Here is a 16,359-nt window from a genome sequence, read left to right on the forward strand (position 1 = left end):
GCACAGGGCGGGAGCATTTGGATTCGATTCCGATGCTCCCGCTTTTTTTATTTCTCGCGAGAACCAGTGGGCCCCCGCTCCTCCTCTCTCTCTCTTGCAGCGCATCACGTGATACGGAATATTGGTAAATATCTCGCGTCACTGAACAGAGAAAACAAGAATTGAAAAGTGCGAAACACGAGTCCGATGGTGGACAATTTTGCATTTCTAAGTTTTCAATTTAGCTTTTTCATTTCACCAGTCCTGGGCCCAGTGCGTCCATGCCACTAACGAATTTGCCACCCCATGCCGACCACCTCCGTCGCTGACCTGAAGCTCCGCACCGATCGCTTGCTCGAGCGATTCCTTCGGTATGTCCGCCTCGATACTGCGGCGGATCCCAATTCTCAATCCTACCCGAGCAGCGCCAAACAACTCGTGTTAGGCAAACTTCTCGCGGACGAATTGACTGCGATGGGTATGGATGGCGTGGAGTTCACTCGTGATGGTTTGGTGATCGCGACCGTCCCAGCGACCGTTTCGGGCGATGTGCCGGTCGTGGCCGCAGTTGCTCACCTGGATACCTCACCCGAAGCCCCCAGCGATGGCGTCGAGCCGCAAGTCATCGAGAACTATGGCGGCGGTGACATCGAACTGCCGGATGGCTCCGTGATCACGGTCGCTGACTGCGCTGAAATGAAAGACATGATTGGCGACACGCTGATCACGACGGACGGAACGACCCTGCTCGGCGGTGACGACAAGGCGGGTGTTGCGATCATTATGGAAGTTGCTCACACATTGATGGAGCATCCTGAGATCCCGCACGGCCCGCTGCGAGTCGTGATGACCTGCGACGAGGAAATCGGCCACGGCACGGACAAAGTCGACTTGGCAGCGCTCGCGGCCACGGTCGCGTATACCATCGATGGTGGTGGTCGCGGTCAGATCGACGTGGAAACGTTCTCCGCTGATGCGGTCACGGTCACGTTCACCGGACACAACATCCACCCCGCGATCGCCAAAGACCGGATGGTGAATTCCACTCGCGCGGCCGCACGGTTCGTCGAATCTTTGCCCATCACTCATGAAACGCCGGAAACGACCGATGGCCGTGACGGCTTCATTCATGTCCACGATATCCACGGTGGGGTCGGTCAAACGCGAGTGGAGCTAATCCTGCGTTCATTCGATACCGAGCAGCTCGCCCAATATGCCGAGCGGGTGCAGCAACTCGCCGAGGCGGCGGCAGCGGATATTCCAGGGACGCGAGTGCAGTGTGTGGTGCGAAATCAATATCGTAATCTTCGGGACGGACTCGACCGCCTGCCCGAAGCCGTGTCGCTGGCGGAGATGGCATTCGCAAACATTGGCGTCGCGTGCTCTCGCGAGATCGTGCGTGGTGGCACCGACGGTAGCCAGTTGACTGAAAAAGGGCTGCCGACGCCAAATTTGTCCAGTGGCCAACACAACATTCACAGCGTCTTGGAATTCGCAAACTTGAGTGAAATGTGTGATGCGGCGAGACATTTGATCGAATTGTTGAGATTGTGGGGCGAAAAACGCTCCTGATTGGTCTGGTCACGCCCCCCCTCGACTTGATATCGCGGACATGTCTCGGATGCTTCTTCACGCAGGAGTCTTTTCACATGTTCGAGTTTTTTAAACGCTTGGTCTCAGGCACTAGTCGCCGCGGTGGCGACGACGTCGTGTTCCTGGTCAATCTGCCGGAAATTCCCGACCCTCCCACCACACTCGCGGTCCATCGCACCGCGAGTTCCATTGCGGCGGGCCCGGATGCAGCGGAGCGAAGCATTGCGACCCCGTCGAGTGCCCAGCATCTTTCTGCTCAAACAGGGCCGCCCGCTCGAACCCCGTCCCGGCACCGCAGAGCAGGTCGCCGCAAGATGGTTCTGACGCCCCATGAATCAACGCTCGCGTCGCACCGTGCCCGCTTGCTCGCCATGCAATTGGAGCATTTGAATCTGTGCCCGGCGACGCGTTGCCGCCAGCTTGCGGAGATCGGTATCCAGACGGCAGGTGATTTGATTTACGGCGATCTCAGCAAGATCGTCGAGAGCTTCCGTAGCCCGCAGCGCGCCGAGCGTGCGATTCGGCGATACCGGGCGGCGATCAAATTGGCCCTCGGCATCGAGTCCATGATGCCTCGCGACGCACTCCTCCTGGTGGCGATCCATCGTCGCAGCGTAGCCAGCTTGGCCCGCGAATCCGCCGCACAGTTGCACCGCGATCTCGAGCGGTTTTCGCTCAGCAGTCGTGGCAGCAAACTGATCGGCCACCGCAGCGTCCCAAGCCTGCGACGTGTGAAGACGTGGGTCGCCAGCTGCCGAGAGATGGTCGAATCCGCTTCGACGGGCCCGGCCCAGATCGCTCGGCAAGCAGCCTGAGAGTTGCGGCATTGTAACGTTGCCCATCCCGGGAAAATCGGAAACCTCTGTTTGCAACGCTGCTTTTAGATTTCCGAGGACTTCAGGGAGGGGCGATGGGAATCGCTCGGCTGCCTGTTGGGTCTGACGCCCGCATGTTGTTTCCGCATCTATCAGCACGACATTCGATCTAACAATTCAGTTTGGTGGTCGGGAAGCGGTTTGTGAGTCGCAAATGTCTGCTCCAGCGGGACCAACTCGCACCGACCGTTTCGTTGGCCAGCCATCGCGGCGGTCGCCCCGGTTGCCAACGAGCGCACAGCGAAGTCGCCCAAACGAGTCGCCAGAATCCGATCGGCGGGAACCGGCGAACCGCCTCGTTGGACGTGCCCGAGAATGACCGTACGTGTATCGTAAGGGCATCCGGTTTGTTTCAGTTTTTCGTTCAAGGCCACCGCACCACCTTCTTCGTCGCCTTCGGCCACAACGATGATGATCGACTGTTTCCCAAGCGATTTTAGATGTTGAACCCGAACGGCAATCTCCGCTGCGCTGACGGCGAACTCTGGCACACATGCGATCTCTGCACCAGCGGCCAACGCGGTGTAGAGCGCTAAGTGCCCACTGTGCCGGCCCATCACTTCGACCAAAAACATCCGCGAGTGGCTTTCAGCGGTATCTCTCAATTTGTCGATGCAATCGACCGCCGTTTGCACGGCAGTCGCAAACCCAATTGTCAAGTCGGTCCCGTTGAGATCATTGTCGATCGTTCCAGGACAGCCAATGACCTGACCGCTCCACGACTTCGACAATTCGAGCGCACCACGAAACGTGCCATCACCGCCAATCGGTATCAAGGCGTCGAAGCGATGCTTCTTCAAAACGGACGCAGCATGCTTCACTCCAGCGGCGGACATCAATTCTTGGCATCGCGACGAACTCAGGATCGTTCCGCCACGTTCCAAGATATGAGACACGCTGCGAGCTGACATCGCTCCGTCTTTGTCACCATAGAAATCTTCATCGAGCAATCCTTGATAGCCATGGCAAATACCAATCACGCGATGGCCATCACATACTGCCGCCCGCACGATGGACCGAACGCAGGCGTTCATTCCGGGGGCATCACCACCGCTGCAAAGGACGCCGATCTTCATCATTAGCCCATCACCTTGTCGCCACCGCTATCAAAACTTCTCGTCGCGCATTGGAACAAACCAACGACCACCTTCTTACCGCTACCGTCGGTCACTGTATCGTTCGCCAAGCAAGAAGTGTGCCGAAGAACACGAGCGTTTACGCATCGTTGCGTGAGTCTTGCCCGCGAACTGGAACCGCTCAACAGCGACGATGTGCGCCATATCGCTCGCCAGTGCACAAAACGCGTCAAAAACGCTCACCCTAATTCTAGCTTTGTCGCTGGCCGACGCACTGCGACTTCCAACGCACCGTTAGTTTGCATCGAATCACGCATCGAACACGATCAACGGCTTCAAAACACCGTCTTCCTTCGTCTCCATCAGGTGAAGCGCTTCGTCGACTCGATCGAATGCAAATCGGTGAGTCGTGAGCGGCGACGGATCGACGCGGCCTTGTTCGATTAATCGCAACAGTCGCGTCATGCGAACACTGCCGCCGGGACACAGGCCGGTGCGGATCACTTTGTCGCTCATACCGACACCCCATTCGACCCGGGGAATGTCGACGCTGTCGCCGTGGCCGAAGTAGCCTGCGACGGAGATCGTGCCGCCCGGACGAGTCGCTTTGACACACGCCTCGAAAGTCGCTTGCCCGCCCAAGCATTCGATCGCGGAATCGACGCCCACACCGCTTGTCAGTTCGCGAATCGCTTCGACCGGATCAACCTGTGTATAGTCGATCGTCTCATCGGCTCCGAAATGACGCGATAGCTCCAAACGCTTTGCGATTGAGTCGATTCCGATCACGAGTCCGGCACCGAGCAACCGTGCCCCGACCGTGGCCATCAGACCAACGGGGCCTTGGGCGAATACGGCGACGGTACCGCCCAGTGGGATATTGGCATGCTCGGCTCCCATGAATCCGGTCGACAGCATGTCGCACGCATAAACGGCAACATCGTCACTGATCGAATCTGGAATCGGCGTCAGGTTGGCATTGGCATCATTGACGTGAAAATACTCGGCGAAACTGCCGTCTTTGATATTCGCGAATTTCCAACCGCCCAGCATGGTCCCGCACTGCGATGGGTAGCCACGCTGGCAGTTCTCGCATTGAAAGCACGGCGTGATCGCGTTCACGGCGACTCGGTCGCCTTCGTTGAAACCACGCACTTCGCTACCGAACTTGGCAACCACACCGACCGCTTCGTGTCCGAGTGTTAAACCGTGTCGGTCACCGATGGCCCCCTTCAAGGTATGCACATCGGATGTGCACACGAGCGCGCGAGTGGTCTTGACGATCGCGTCGTTGGGTCCGGGCTCGGGAATCGGCTTGTCGGTGAACTGCACCTTGCCGATTCCTTGCATCACGAACGCTTTCATGGTTTTGGTCCTTGCGATTGCGGGGTTTCTCGAAACCACCAAGAGTCGCAATCGCTGTGCCGTGAGCCGCAAAAGCCGGTTCGATTCGGCGAGTCAAATCATTCGGACCCGTCGAAGGTTTTCGGATCATGCAGAACCGCTCGTGCGAACATACCACCGCGCCCCGTGGCCAGGTTCATGCAGGTGTGCTTTTCCTGTCCCCTCAAGACGCAGTTTGCAGAGAGGGAAAACGGCACAGAGATTGCGGTCAGAAATCCGTATCACAAACCGTTTCACCCAGGGAATCGCTGACATGAAATTCTGCTCCTTTGCCATTGGCTTGATAATCCTTGCCCAAGTCGGATGCATGCCCGACTCCAAATCCGGAAAAGGGTTCACGTTGCCCGAGGGTGACGTCCAACGTGGGCAGCAAACGTTTGCGAAATTGAACTGCCAGGCGTGCCATACCGTCACCAGTGTGACATTTGATGACGCCGAAACCTCCCCGGCTTCAGAATCACCGGATCAAAAGATGATCGCCCTCGGCGGTGCCAAAACGAGCGTTCAAACTTACGGCGATTTAGTCACATCGATCATTAACCCATCGCACCGCTTCGCCAAAGGATATGCTGAAGAAGACGTGGCCGTGGATGGGCAATCAAAAATGCGATCATATAATGACGAAATGACCATTCAACAACTGATCGACTTAGTAACGTTCCTAGAATCACACTACTCGGTCATCCAGTACCACCCCACGCCGTACGCACCCTATCACTATTGATTCAGCGAGTTTCCATACGAGGTGGACTCTCAAAATCACGCTACCGCTTCGCAGCTTTCGGAAACATTCGAGGTTGCTCCCTTGCCAGCGTGCAAGCAACGCTGAGCACTCGAACGGCCGTTAAAACCGTCTCCAAAGAACCGGCCAACGTCAGGGCAAAAAATCGTCGCGAGCATCGCAAGTGACGGCGCTCGGCGGAAGTCGGTCGCCTTAGTATCCCATGATGAATCGGTGGTTCATGATCTGGTGAATGTCCACAGGGAACCGCCCGCGGTCCCGGGTACGGTTCCAATCCTGATAGTAGATATCGACGGCTTTCAATACGTCGCGACGACTAACCATGCCGATCAGGTTTCCATCCTGGACCACAGGCAAGTGATGGAAGCGATGACTGGTGAAGATCGAAGTCAGCGTGAACAGATCGGTCTCGGGGCCGACACAGGTCGGATGTTTCCGCATGATGGTCGCGGCACGCTGCGGCGGACTTGGGTTTCCATAGAACAGCTCGTTGCCGACATATTCTAGACAGTCCCCTTCGGAGACGAAGCCGAGTAGCCGCCGCCCACCGTCCTGTTCCTCCACGACGGGCGCGCTCGATCGTTTATGTTCCAGCAAGAAGGTGATGATGTCGGCGAGTTTCACTTGCGGCCCGATGGTCTGCACATGGGAATCCATGATGTCCGAGGCAAGAGGCATGGGTTGAGTATGCATGAATGTCTCCTAAGTTGGATGCGTGAACTGCCTAAAGCAGGAGCAAACATTGCGCCAGAGCGGAAAAATGAGGCTCATCCGACGGAAGGGTGCGTGGGAGTACAGTGGAGGTTTTTTGGAGGCATAGCCAGTATCCAATCTGTTTTCAAAGAAGCGTCCCTGTCGAACGAACGTTCGGCAGGGACTGGCAACACCATGGGCGTACCATCGACCGGGAGATCCCTTGCCAACCCCGCACCTCTGCAGGGCTTCGCTCCGTTTTTCCCGGCAGGCCCCGTCTCATTTCCCGGCAGGCGCAGTCTCATTTCCCAGCAGACGCAGTCTAACGCTGTCAATCCAACCCCACCAATAAATCATCGGATACTTCAGACAGTACTCCAAAATCTCCGGCGCACGCTTCCGTCGGATGATCCAAAAATGAAAAATCCGTGAGAAATCGTGACGAATTCCGCGTAGAGCGGCATACTACTTCCACAATCATTCATCCTCACTTGTGGTACACCGATGCTCTGTATTCGCTTGGCTAGTCTTCTGATGTTCTTGGTAACGGCGACCGTGTGGGGGGCGGAGACGCCAGCGTTGCATCAACTGCTTGAGCGAGCGGACCCGGCTGATATCGCTACGGAGGCTCGTCGCCGTGGCGATCCGACCCGCGGAGCCCTGGTCTATTTCAAATCTGCTGCAGGCTGCGTTCAATGTCATGAGAGTACTGCTGACCCGATTGCGGGCCAGGATTCGCCACTCGGCCCTGACCTATCGCGACTTGGCCAAGACGTCACCGACGTTCATCTAGTGGAGGCGTTGCTGCAGCCGTCTAAGTCGATCCGCAAGGGATTTGGGACGGTTCAGGTGTTAACGGTGGACGGTGATATCCTGTCTGGAATGTTCGTTCGCGAAGACGACGAGACACTTGTGCTGCGTGACGCCGCGAACCTACAGGCTGAAATCGTGATCGCGCAGGATGATATCGAAGCACGCAGCGAGCAAAAGATTTCGATGATGCCGGGCGGATTGATGGCGACACTTAACTCCCAACGGGAGGTCCTCGACCTCATCAGTTACCTGTTTGCGATTCAGGCGGGCGGTCCTTCGCGTGCTAGTGAGTTGAAACCGAGCGCGGATCAATTGGTCGTTGCGGACGACACCGCCAACCTTAATCACGCCGGCATCCTGAGGAGAATCGAGAAGACAAACGCCAAAGGCGGAAAACAGATTTTCGAAGCGTCATGCGTGCAATGCCACGGAGCGGATGGGAACACACCATCCCTGGCCACGGCACGCGCGTTCGGGAAACAGACAATGAAGTTTGGTGCTGATCCCTACAGCATGTTCAAGACGCTTTCCAAGGGCAACGGCTTGATGGCTGCGACCACGGCGCTCTCACCGAAAGAGCGGTACGCAGTCATTGGCTACATTCGCAATCGTTTCATGAAAGACTCCAATCCCGGCTACCGACCGATAACGAACGAGTATCTGAAATCACTGCCAACGGGCACAGACATGGGTGACTTCAAACCGGATCCCGATCGGGACTATGGTCCTGCGTTGGCATCTCAACTGGGGCGTGAAGTCAACAGCGCTCTGACAGTCACGCTGGGCGACCAGACGATCGCATACAATTTGCATACGATGGATCAAGCCGGCCTTTGGACAGGCGGCTTCCTCGATGTCGATCAAACCCAACACAAACGGGGGCGAGGCGAAGGGTACTCTCAGCCCCAGGGGACTCGGATCCCCGGTTTGTCGACTTGGCGGTGGGGCCATGATGGGCTGCTGGACTATCCGACCGATGACGTGCTTCCACGTGGACCGCTACCACCGCATTGGCTGGAATATCATGGTCACTATCTGCATGGCGACCGGATCGTTCTTTCTTACGCGATTGATGGACGCAAAATCCTAGAAGTTCCCTCCGCGATCGACGGTGAAACCGCCGTGCGTCAAACGCTCCGAATCAGCGAGGGAAAGGCTTTGGTTTTGGCCATTGGCCCACACCAACCTCAAATCACCGGAGACACCACGGGCGTCACCGTCGCGTTCGATGATCAGCAGCGTTGGGTTGTGAAAATTCCACGCGATACCGATTCTCGGTTGCTCGACATCGTACGGTTTGCTAGCGCCGATGCGGATTCGCTAGAGCGTGCGAATCTAAATCTGGAGCAGATTGATCCGGCCGAGATGATCGCTGGCGGTGAACTACGTTGGCCACAAACGCTTAAAACGGTTGGATACCGCGGCTTTCAGGACACCGCCTACGCCGTGGACACCGTTTCGGTTCCTGAGTCGTCCCCGTGGAATACCTGGTTTCGTACGTCCGCAATCGATTTTTTCCCCGACGGCCGACTCGCCGTCGCCACCGTGGGTGGAGATGTCTGGATCGTTTCAGGTGTTGATGACGAACTGATGAATCTCAAGTGGAAGCGGTTTGCGGGCGGAATGTACGAACCATTCGGGATCAAGGTCGTTGACGGACTCATCTACGTGACATGCAAAGACCGGCTGACGCGATTGCACGATCTGAACAACGATGGCGAGGCCGATTTCTACGAAAGCTTCAGCGCTGACACGGATGTTTCAACCTACTTTCATGCGTTCAACTTTGATCTGCAAACGGACAGCCAAGGCAACTTTTACTATGCCAAGAGTGGTCAGTACACCGATTACAAATTGCCAGGGGCGGTCGTGAAGGTCTCGCCGGACGGCAAGACGCGGAGTATTGTTTGCACCGGTCTGCGGACGCCCAATGGCATGGGCATTCTGCCCGATGACCGGCTAACCGTTAGTGATAACCAAGGCACATGGATGCCGGCGTCGAAGGTCAACCTAGTAAAACCCGGCGGTTTCTATGGCTACGTCCAAAACAAAAAGGGTGGCGTATGGGCACCTGATGGTGGACGGATCGACGTCAAGAACGTGGTGCCGCCGGAGACGTTCGACCCGCCGCTGATTTGGATGCCGCAAGAGGTCGACAACTCGTCTGGTGGCCAAGTGTTTGTCGATGACATTCGTTGGGGACCGCTGGCGGGACGTCTTCTGCACACCAGCTTTGGGCAAGGCAGTTTGTTTTATCTGATGACCCAGGATATCGGTGGCGCCGAGCAAGCAGCGCTGATCAAATTCCCGCACGACTTTGGCACCGGAATCATGCGTGGCCGAGTGAACCCCGTCGATGGTCAACTCTATGTCACGGGTTTAAACGGTTGGAACGACAATGGTCGCGCGGGACTCGCCGACAACGGTATCTACCGCGTGCGGTACACGGGCAAGCCGCTTCGCATGATTGAAAATTGCCAAGTCGAATCGGGTGGACTTCGCATTCATTTCAACTTCCCACTTGATGCGGGCTCGGCCACCGATGCTGCCTCGTACGTCGCCCAGCAGTGGAACTACAAGTGGACCGAAAATTATGGATCGGACCATTACCATCCCGAAACCGAAGAGCTTGGCGAGCAATCAGTGACAATCTCTAGCGTCGAGTTATCAGAAGATCGCACGTCGGTGCTTCTGCGTATCCCGGGGCTTCGCCCGGTCGATCAATTGCGTCTGCAATTAGAAGTCATCGACGAATCCGGCTCAACATTCAGCGAACAGATTTATTGGACCATTCATCACGTCGTTCCACCCAAATTCTAAATGAGGGATCATCCGACGGAAGCGTGCGTCGGAGGTTTTGGAGTACCGTCTCAGGTATCCAATGATTGATTGGTGGGATTGGATTGACAGCGTTAGTCTGCGTCTGCCGGGAAATGAGACTGCGCCTGCCGGGAAATGAGACTGCGCCTGCCGGGAAAAACAGAGCGAAGCCCTGCAGAGGTGCGGGCTTGGCAAGGGATATCCCGGTCGATGGTACGCCAATCGTGTTGCCAGTCCCTGCCGAACATTCGTTCGGCAGGGACGCTTCTTTGAAAACATCTTGGATATTGGAGCTCTGCCTTAAAAAAACCTCCCACTGTACTCCCACGCCCGCTTCCGTCGGATGAGCCTAAAAGAAGGCCGGAGGTCGCAAAGAGACGTGCTCTTGATCGCAGTACCGTTCATGAGTGCATGACTTGACCGCCATCGATGTTTATTGTTTGGCCGGTGATATTGCGGGCTGCGTCGGACGCGAGGAAGACCGTCACAGCTGCAATCTCATCAAGCTCTTGCCAGCGTCCTAGGGGAGCAACCCTTTGAATTTTCTCGGCCGCCCATTCCTCGTAGGTTTGTTGCGGGTCAGCGGACAAGCCACGAAGACTCGATTCCCAGACGGACTGGTTGAGATCCGTCTTGACCATTCCAGGTGCGATCGCATTGACGCGTACACCGAAGGGTGCCAGATCCTTTGCGGCGCACTGTGTGAAATTGATCAGCGCGGCCTTCGAGGCACTGTAGGGAGGATCGGTTTGAGAACCGGTTTGTCCCGCGACGGAAGCAAAGAACAACATGCTCCCGCGACCGCGTTCGGCTAAACCCGGGGCGAAAGCGTGCGCGACATTGACCGCTCCGATCAGGTTAACCTCCAAAACACGCTGCCACTTGGCCGGAGGCACATTCCAAAACGGAAATCCATAATGTCCACTTCCGACACCGACGGTAAAGACGACATGGGAAACGTCGCCACACTCGCGGGCAAGGTTTTCGACTTCCTCCAAGCGTGTAACGTCGACAACTCTGCTGGACATGCCAGCTCGCGACCTCTGAGACACGCAGTGGTCCGCATCAGCTGCGATAACCGAGCTACCCGCATCGAGAAACGCGTCCGTGACCGCTCGCCCAATCCCGCGAGCGGCGCCTATGACGACCACGGATTTCATGTCTTGTCCAGTTTCCATTTTGCGACCTCTGTTTCTGATCAGATGCGGTTGGTTCGCTTTGCCGTCGGAGCGAAAGGGAGCACCGTACCGCGCGCTACCAAGCCGAAGTAGTCCAGTTTGCTCGGGCGCTAAATCGGGGAAGTCCGTTTTGGCGGCTGATGTCGTCGGTTTGTGGTGGCGTCACGAGTACTCACGCCTATTTTCTTTGCGTGCGATTGCCTGGCGAGCCGACGATGGCTGTTTGATTCTGCGTGAAACCTGCTGCATCGCGTTTGGCGATCAGTTCTGCCCGCAGCATCTTCACCACCGAGGCATACTCTGGATTTCCTGCCTGGTTTGTGAATTCGTCCGGGTCCTTTTTCAGGTCGTATAGTTCCGAGCCGTTCTCGCCGAAGCCCCACTGAGTGAAACGCCAGTCCGTTGTGCGAATCGATTCCCCGCCGTTGCGGCTGATTGTGAATGCCTGCTCCTTCGTCCAATCCGGCGATTCCGTATCGACCAGCAGTGGTTTCAGACTTGTTCCCTGAAGAGTATCCGGAACGGGAAGGCCAGCCAGTTCGGCTAGAGTCGGATAAAGATCGACCAGTTCCGTAATCTTTGTGGTGCCACGACCATGCTGATCCTCGAGCCACGGGACGCTGATGATAAACGGCACGCGTGTGGCTTCTTCGAACAGGTGCTGCTTCTGGAATTTGTGGTGATGCCCCAGGAGGTAGCCGTGATCACTGGTAAACACGACAATCGTGTTATCCGCCAACCCCTTTTCCTGCAGAGCATCGAGGACGCGTCCGACCTGTGCGTCCATGTAGGAAACACTGGCATAGTAAGCCTGCAACAGCCCTTTGTGCAGCTCTGGCGTCACCCCGTAGGTTGTGCTGTTTCGTTTGTAGCCGCGGATGATTCCCGGCACGTCGTCCAGGTCATTCTCCGGAACAAGCGGCGTTTTCATTGCGTCTCGATTGTATTGGTCAAAATATGCTTTGGGTGCGACAAGTGGCACATGCGGTCTCACGAATCCCACGGCAAGAAAAAACGGGTTGTCTTTCACCTGGTCAAGAATCTCGATGGCACGATCTGCTGCCATCCCGTCGGCGTGTTCGCTGTCTCCGCTCGATGCAATCACGCCAGTGAAGGTCTGTGACCCTTTGTTCTTGGGCGACCAGTTCGTCCGTTCGCCGGGAGCGTTTTGTTCCGGGGCTTTGATATTGATCGCTTCGTCCCATGAGAAGGGATCATCGCTTTCCGCGGTTCCATCGATGATCTCAAACGGAATCCCCATATGATAAATCTTGCTGACTCGTCCCGCGTAGTAGCCGTTATTGCGAAAAGTCTGTGGCAGCGTCACCACGTTGGGCATACTGCCTCGCAAAGTGCCTTCATTGCCCAGCGTCAAGTTCGAGTACGGATACAGGCCGGACATGATCGAAGCACGCGACGCACCACAAACCGGATACTGACAGTGCATGTTCTCAAACTTGACGCCGCGATCCGCCAGGCGATCGAGGTTCGGTGTTTTGCACTGCTCGTGCCCAAAACCACTCAGGGCGGTATTCAAGTCATCTGCAATCAAGAACAAAACGTTGGGCTTTTCAGCATGTGCCGGTGATTGCGGCATCAGCGTCGCTGCGATCAGGGCAAAAATCATCAGACAAGTCGTTTTCATCAATCCATTCTCATTTAGCGGGTCACAGGCTGATTGAGTTCATCAGGGGAGTTCATTCAGCCTACGGTTGAGGCTTAGATCGTGCGGTGTCGTCCCGCGTTATTTCTGGCAACAAAAAGCTTTTCAGCAGTTGCGGCGGCCCGCTGAGCGACTGGTCGTCATCGACTTCTTTCATCCGTTTGACAACCAGATTGCGAAGCTCTTCCAGTTTGCCACGATGCCCCGGTGACGTGGCCAAGTTGGTTTCCTCGAACGGATCGAGTTCGAGGTCGTAGAGTTCTTCAGCTGGATTGCTGTGATAGTCGTGCAAGAATGCTGCCGCCTGAGGGTCGGTTTTTGCTGCATCGATGTACGACTGCCAGTGGTGGCCGGCGTGTGCCCAGTGCCCGTCGACGCGTGGAACTTCCTTGGCCCAAACGTCCGTGTGTGTGGTGTAGGCGAACTCGGGCTGTAGGTTACGGATGTACTTCCATCGGCCCACGCGGACGCTGCGAATCGGGTAGACGTTCTTGTCATTGTCCCCTTTATGCGTTGCGTAGATCACGTCGCGGTGATTGTCGGTTTCGCCAACCAATACTTTGGCAAATGAACGACCGTCGATGCCTGAGGGAGACGCGCCACCGGCCAGGTCGATCAGCGTCGGCATCAGATCAATCCAACTGACCATCGCATCGGTGGATGAATTCGGCGTAATCTTGCCCGGCCAAACAGCGATCAATGGAGTGCGAATTCCGGTTTCGTACAGAGACCACTTCGCGAACGGCCATGGCATCCCATGATCGGACGTATAGACGACCAAGGTGTTGTTCACGTCCAGGTGCTGGGCGATCAACTCTCGAGTTTTCCCGACGCGGCGGTCGATGTCCTCGGCTCCTTCGACGTATCGCGTCATCTCCACTCGGGCTTCGGGCGTGTCGAAAATCTTCGGCGGAATGACGACGTCTGCGGGAGCAATCCGGGCTTCTTCCTTCGGCGGCCAGGCGGTGTGCGTGTCTGTCCAGCCAAGGAACAGTGCCAGCGGCGGCGCGTCTTCGGGGCGTTGCTGGAGAAATGATTCAACCAGATCGAGCGTCATCGTTTGTTGCAAACCGCCGCCGCCGAGAATCTTGACACCGTCGGGCACGTACCGGCCGAAATGCTTTGGACCGGCATGGCCGACTTTGCCGTGAAAGACGACTTCGTAGCCTTGTTCGAGTAGCGCCGGCAGCAGCGAACGGACACCGGGCTTGAGTTCAAATTCATGGTTGCCGACGATGCCGTTGCTGTAAGGCATTCGCCCCGTAAACAATGCCGCACGACTGGGCGCGCAGGCTGGCGACGCGACATAGGCATTGTCGAATCGAATTCCCTGTTCAGCCATCTTTTGCAGGTTGGGCGTTTGAAATTCGGGCGACCCGTAAACGGATGAGTGGTACACACCGTGATCATCGGCAATGGTGATCACAAAATTCGGCTTCGCGGCAACGAGCGTCTGACCGCAAAGCAACACAATCGCCAGGCTAATGCCAAATGCAATTGCTCGTGTGATGAAATTTCGATAGCAGGTATTCATGGAGACTGGCATTTGGGGGTCAATGGTGTACTTCATTACGTCACGAAATCGTTTATCGTTTTTGAACAGGCTCAGAGTGAGCCGTTATCAGCAATGTCCAATCTTGATCGGGCGCAGTCGGTGGTTGCCCGATTGGGACACTGCCACCTGCAATCAGTTCGACGCGGGTTCCTTCAAACTGTCCGCTGCGTGGACTGAACCAGCGGCCATAAAACTTCCCGGTTGCCTCGCCCATGTCGATCCGCCCCGTTTCGGTCGCGACGGGGAAATAGATCGCGTAGGTCTCGCCTGGTTTCCGAAACACCTGTGCGCCCAACTGAAACGACTTGCCAGATCCCAGGCCGACTTCAAGCGTTGCCTCGCCACCGACGAGTTCGTCGGCCGGTTGCATTTCCCAAAAAGGGAGATGATCCTGCATGAACGTTCGCGCGATCCCCAATGACTTCCATAGCTCCATCCGCTGCGGTGTCTTAAAGGATTCCGTGCCCAGCAAGTCTTCGAGGATGAATTCGATTTGACCGCCCGACATCAGCGTCGGCCAAATCTTCTGCTTGCGATGGAGTACCGGGCGATCGAACGGCTTCCAAGACTCTTTTTGCCCAACATCCAACACGAATTCGTCCATCGAAATTGGCAGCGGTCGACCAGCCATGGTTGTCGCTTCACGGAAATCTTCGACAAGAGCGTCGATCCTCCGCCGGTTCAACTGAATCGACGTCAAGCCAAATCGTGGATCGCCAAACGTAAATTCCAGGGCCGCCAGCGGATCATGGGCCGAGTGAACAGAGATCGGGTGGTCGTAGGGATCAACCGCCTTCACGTAGTCGGCAAATGACCGAACACGCTCGGGGCCGAGGTCGAAACCAATGTTGTACTCCTCGCAAAGATTCCAACTCAGAGCATTGTGGTGACCAAATCGAGCGATCATTTCTCGGTAGTAGAGTTTCCGCTCAATACCCAACTCACCCTCATCGAGTTCCTTCTTGTTGGCGACTTCCGCTTCATTGAATACAAAGTGCAAGTTGATCCCTCGCGTCTGAGCGTGCGAGAAGACGGTATCCCATTGACGCAGTTTGCTTAGATCAAAGTGCCGGTTGTCATCCTTCGGGCTACCTTTGCGTGCTGGCGTGCCCGACCACGGCCACACGTCGTCGCCGTCACCACCGATGTTCATGGTCAGGAAGTAAATGCTGTTGACCCTTTGTTCAGCGAGGCGATTCAAAACGCCGATGATGGCTTTGCCACTGCCGTCATTCCAGTCGGGATCGCCCTCACACCAATCGGAAGCATGATCGGCGTAGCGATGGCTCGCGGGCGTGTTATCGAAGCCTGCGTAAGCAAGGAAATTCTCTGGACTATCGACTCCGCCGCGAATCCAATAGGGACCGTCGCGGAACTTCAGGTAGTGACCGCCGATGTATTCCAAACGGCCCCACTTCAAAAACCCAACTGCGGAGGAATCGCGTGGTTTCACCAAGATCGTTCCACGGTCGCTATCGAGGTCCACGGCTTCGCCTGCATCGGCCTTCAATGAGACCGCGACGTTGGGGCCGTGTCGCAGCGAGGCTTGATACGTCCACTGGCCGGCTTCATCCGGTGTGAAGTTGGCTGTCCACTGATTGCCTGCTTCACCGCCCCTTGCATCACCATCGAAATAGCAAGGCACATCATAGGCTTGACCTGACGGACCAACGAATTGCACTTGCAGCCGGTAGTCGAGAAAGGGATTTGGATTATCGTCCGTTTCCGCAGCCATCGGACCGCTGAAAGAGAGGGACAACGGATGCCACACGATGTAGTCGTCGCGGCTCGCACCCGTGTGGTCGCTCGCGTTGGATACAGTCGGTTCAGTTGGCAGCGGATAGTCTTTCTGTAGCTGTGGCGGTTTCGCGATGCAAACGGTTGCCTGCAACACCAAACTGAAGAGCATCAGCGGTAAAAACGATCGTCGACGGACGGTTAAAATCATAGGGGTCACTTAACCTTCAT

Annotated in this window: 11 protein-coding genes; 4 read left to right on the top strand and 7 right to left on the bottom strand. The window is 56.3% G+C overall.

The window, feature by feature from the left end; genetic code table 11:
* Positions 1-285: 285 nt before the first annotated feature.
* Both pepT and SH410x_RS23465 read left to right on the top strand, forming a co-directional pair.
* A complete protein-coding gene (pepT, locus tag SH410x_RS23460) occupies positions 286-1,551 on the top strand; it encodes a peptidase T (RefSeq protein ID WP_473671263.1) in 1,266 nt (421 codons plus the stop codon).
* 77 nt (positions 1,552-1,628) lie between these two features.
* On the top strand, positions 1,629-2,387 hold the full coding sequence (locus SH410x_RS23465) for a DUF4332 domain-containing protein (RefSeq protein WP_473671265.1): 759 nt from the start codon (positions 1,629-1,631) through the stop codon (positions 2,385-2,387).
* A gap of 152 nt (positions 2,388-2,539) precedes the next feature.
* On the opposite strand, the gene SH410x_RS23470 is transcribed toward SH410x_RS23465, so the two are convergent.
* Together SH410x_RS23470 and SH410x_RS23475 are read right to left on the bottom strand one after the other, a co-directional pair.
* The gene (locus SH410x_RS23470) at positions 2,540-3,526 is read right to left on the bottom strand and encodes an ATP-dependent 6-phosphofructokinase (protein WP_473671267.1); all 987 of its coding nucleotides are present in this window, start codon (positions 3,524-3,526) and stop codon (positions 2,540-2,542) included.
* A gap of 306 nt (positions 3,527-3,832) precedes the next feature.
* Positions 3,833-4,888 carry an NAD(P)-dependent alcohol dehydrogenase gene (locus SH410x_RS23475; protein ID WP_473671269.1) on the bottom strand — a complete coding sequence of 352 codons (1,056 nt, stop codon included), beginning with the start codon at positions 4,886-4,888 and terminating at the stop codon, positions 3,833-3,835.
* A 292-nt stretch (positions 4,889-5,180) separates the two neighbouring features.
* On the opposite strand from SH410x_RS23475, the gene SH410x_RS23480 reads away from it, so the two are divergent.
* Positions 5,181-5,651 carry a c-type cytochrome gene (locus tag SH410x_RS23480; protein ID WP_473671271.1) on the top strand — a complete coding sequence of 157 codons (471 nt, stop codon included), beginning with the start codon at positions 5,181-5,183 and terminating at the stop codon, positions 5,649-5,651.
* Between the two features lie 210 nt (positions 5,652-5,861).
* On the opposite strand, the gene SH410x_RS23485 is transcribed toward SH410x_RS23480, so the two are convergent.
* The gene (locus SH410x_RS23485) at positions 5,862-6,362 is read right to left on the bottom strand and encodes a CBS domain-containing protein (protein WP_473671273.1); all 501 of its coding nucleotides are present in this window, start codon (positions 6,360-6,362) and stop codon (positions 5,862-5,864) included.
* Between the two features lie 504 nt (positions 6,363-6,866).
* Here SH410x_RS23485 and SH410x_RS23490 point away from each other — a divergent pair.
* Positions 6,867-9,995: a DUF6797 domain-containing protein gene (locus tag SH410x_RS23490; RefSeq protein ID WP_473671275.1), complete on the top strand. Its 3,129-nt coding sequence runs from the start codon at positions 6,867-6,869 to the stop codon at positions 9,993-9,995.
* A 401-nt stretch (positions 9,996-10,396) separates the two neighbouring features.
* Here SH410x_RS23490 and SH410x_RS23495 read toward each other — a convergent pair whose 3' ends face one another.
* The 4 genes from SH410x_RS23495 to SH410x_RS23510 all read right to left on the bottom strand — a co-directional run bounded on the left by SH410x_RS23495 (position 10,397) and on the right by SH410x_RS23510 (position 16,339).
* Entirely contained in the window at positions 10,397-11,173 is a 777-nt protein-coding gene (locus SH410x_RS23495) for an SDR family NAD(P)-dependent oxidoreductase (RefSeq protein WP_473671277.1), read from the bottom strand.
* A 178-nt stretch (positions 11,174-11,351) separates the two neighbouring features.
* A complete protein-coding gene (locus SH410x_RS23500; RefSeq protein ID WP_473671279.1) occupies positions 11,352-12,818 on the bottom strand; it encodes a sulfatase in 1,467 nt (488 codons plus the stop codon).
* A 61-nt stretch (positions 12,819-12,879) separates the two neighbouring features.
* Positions 12,880-14,370, bottom strand: a complete 1,491-nt coding sequence (locus tag SH410x_RS23505) for a sulfatase family protein (RefSeq protein ID WP_473671281.1) — start codon at positions 14,368-14,370, stop codon at positions 12,880-12,882.
* A gap of 52 nt (positions 14,371-14,422) precedes the next feature.
* Positions 14,423-16,339, bottom strand: a complete 1,917-nt coding sequence (locus SH410x_RS23510; protein ID WP_473671283.1) for a DUF5060 domain-containing protein — start codon at positions 16,337-16,339, stop codon at positions 14,423-14,425.
* Positions 16,340-16,359: the final 20 nt, after the last annotated feature.

Source organism: Rhodopirellula sp. SH410, from assembly GCF_055811895.1.

Bases quoted from the DNA above. Each gene is read 5' to 3' on its own strand.
- pepT (WP_473671263.1), top strand. From the start codon at position 286: ATGCCGACCACCTCCGTCGCTGACCTGAAGCTCCGCACCGATCGCTTG.
- SH410x_RS23465 (WP_473671265.1), top strand. From the start codon at position 1,629: ATGTTCGAGTTTTTTAAACGCTTGGTCTCAGGCACTAGTCGCCGCGGT.
- SH410x_RS23470 (WP_473671267.1), bottom strand. From the start codon at position 3,526: ATGATGAAGATCGGCGTCCTTTGCAGCGGTGGTGATGCCCCCGGAATG.
- SH410x_RS23475 (WP_473671269.1), bottom strand. From the start codon at position 4,888: ATGAAAGCGTTCGTGATGCAAGGAATCGGCAAGGTGCAGTTCACCGAC.
- SH410x_RS23480 (WP_473671271.1), top strand. From the start codon at position 5,181: ATGAAATTCTGCTCCTTTGCCATTGGCTTGATAATCCTTGCCCAAGTC.
- SH410x_RS23485 (WP_473671273.1), bottom strand. From the start codon at position 6,362: ATGCATACTCAACCCATGCCTCTTGCCTCGGACATCATGGATTCCCAT.
- SH410x_RS23490 (WP_473671275.1), top strand. From the start codon at position 6,867: ATGCTCTGTATTCGCTTGGCTAGTCTTCTGATGTTCTTGGTAACGGCG.
- SH410x_RS23495 (WP_473671277.1), bottom strand. From the start codon at position 11,173: ATGGAAACTGGACAAGACATGAAATCCGTGGTCGTCATAGGCGCCGCT.
- SH410x_RS23500 (WP_473671279.1), bottom strand. From the start codon at position 12,818: ATGAAAACGACTTGTCTGATGATTTTTGCCCTGATCGCAGCGACGCTG.
- SH410x_RS23505 (WP_473671281.1), bottom strand. From the start codon at position 14,370: ATGAATACCTGCTATCGAAATTTCATCACACGAGCAATTGCATTTGGC.
- SH410x_RS23510 (WP_473671283.1), bottom strand. From the start codon at position 16,339: ATGATTTTAACCGTCCGTCGACGATCGTTTTTACCGCTGATGCTCTTC.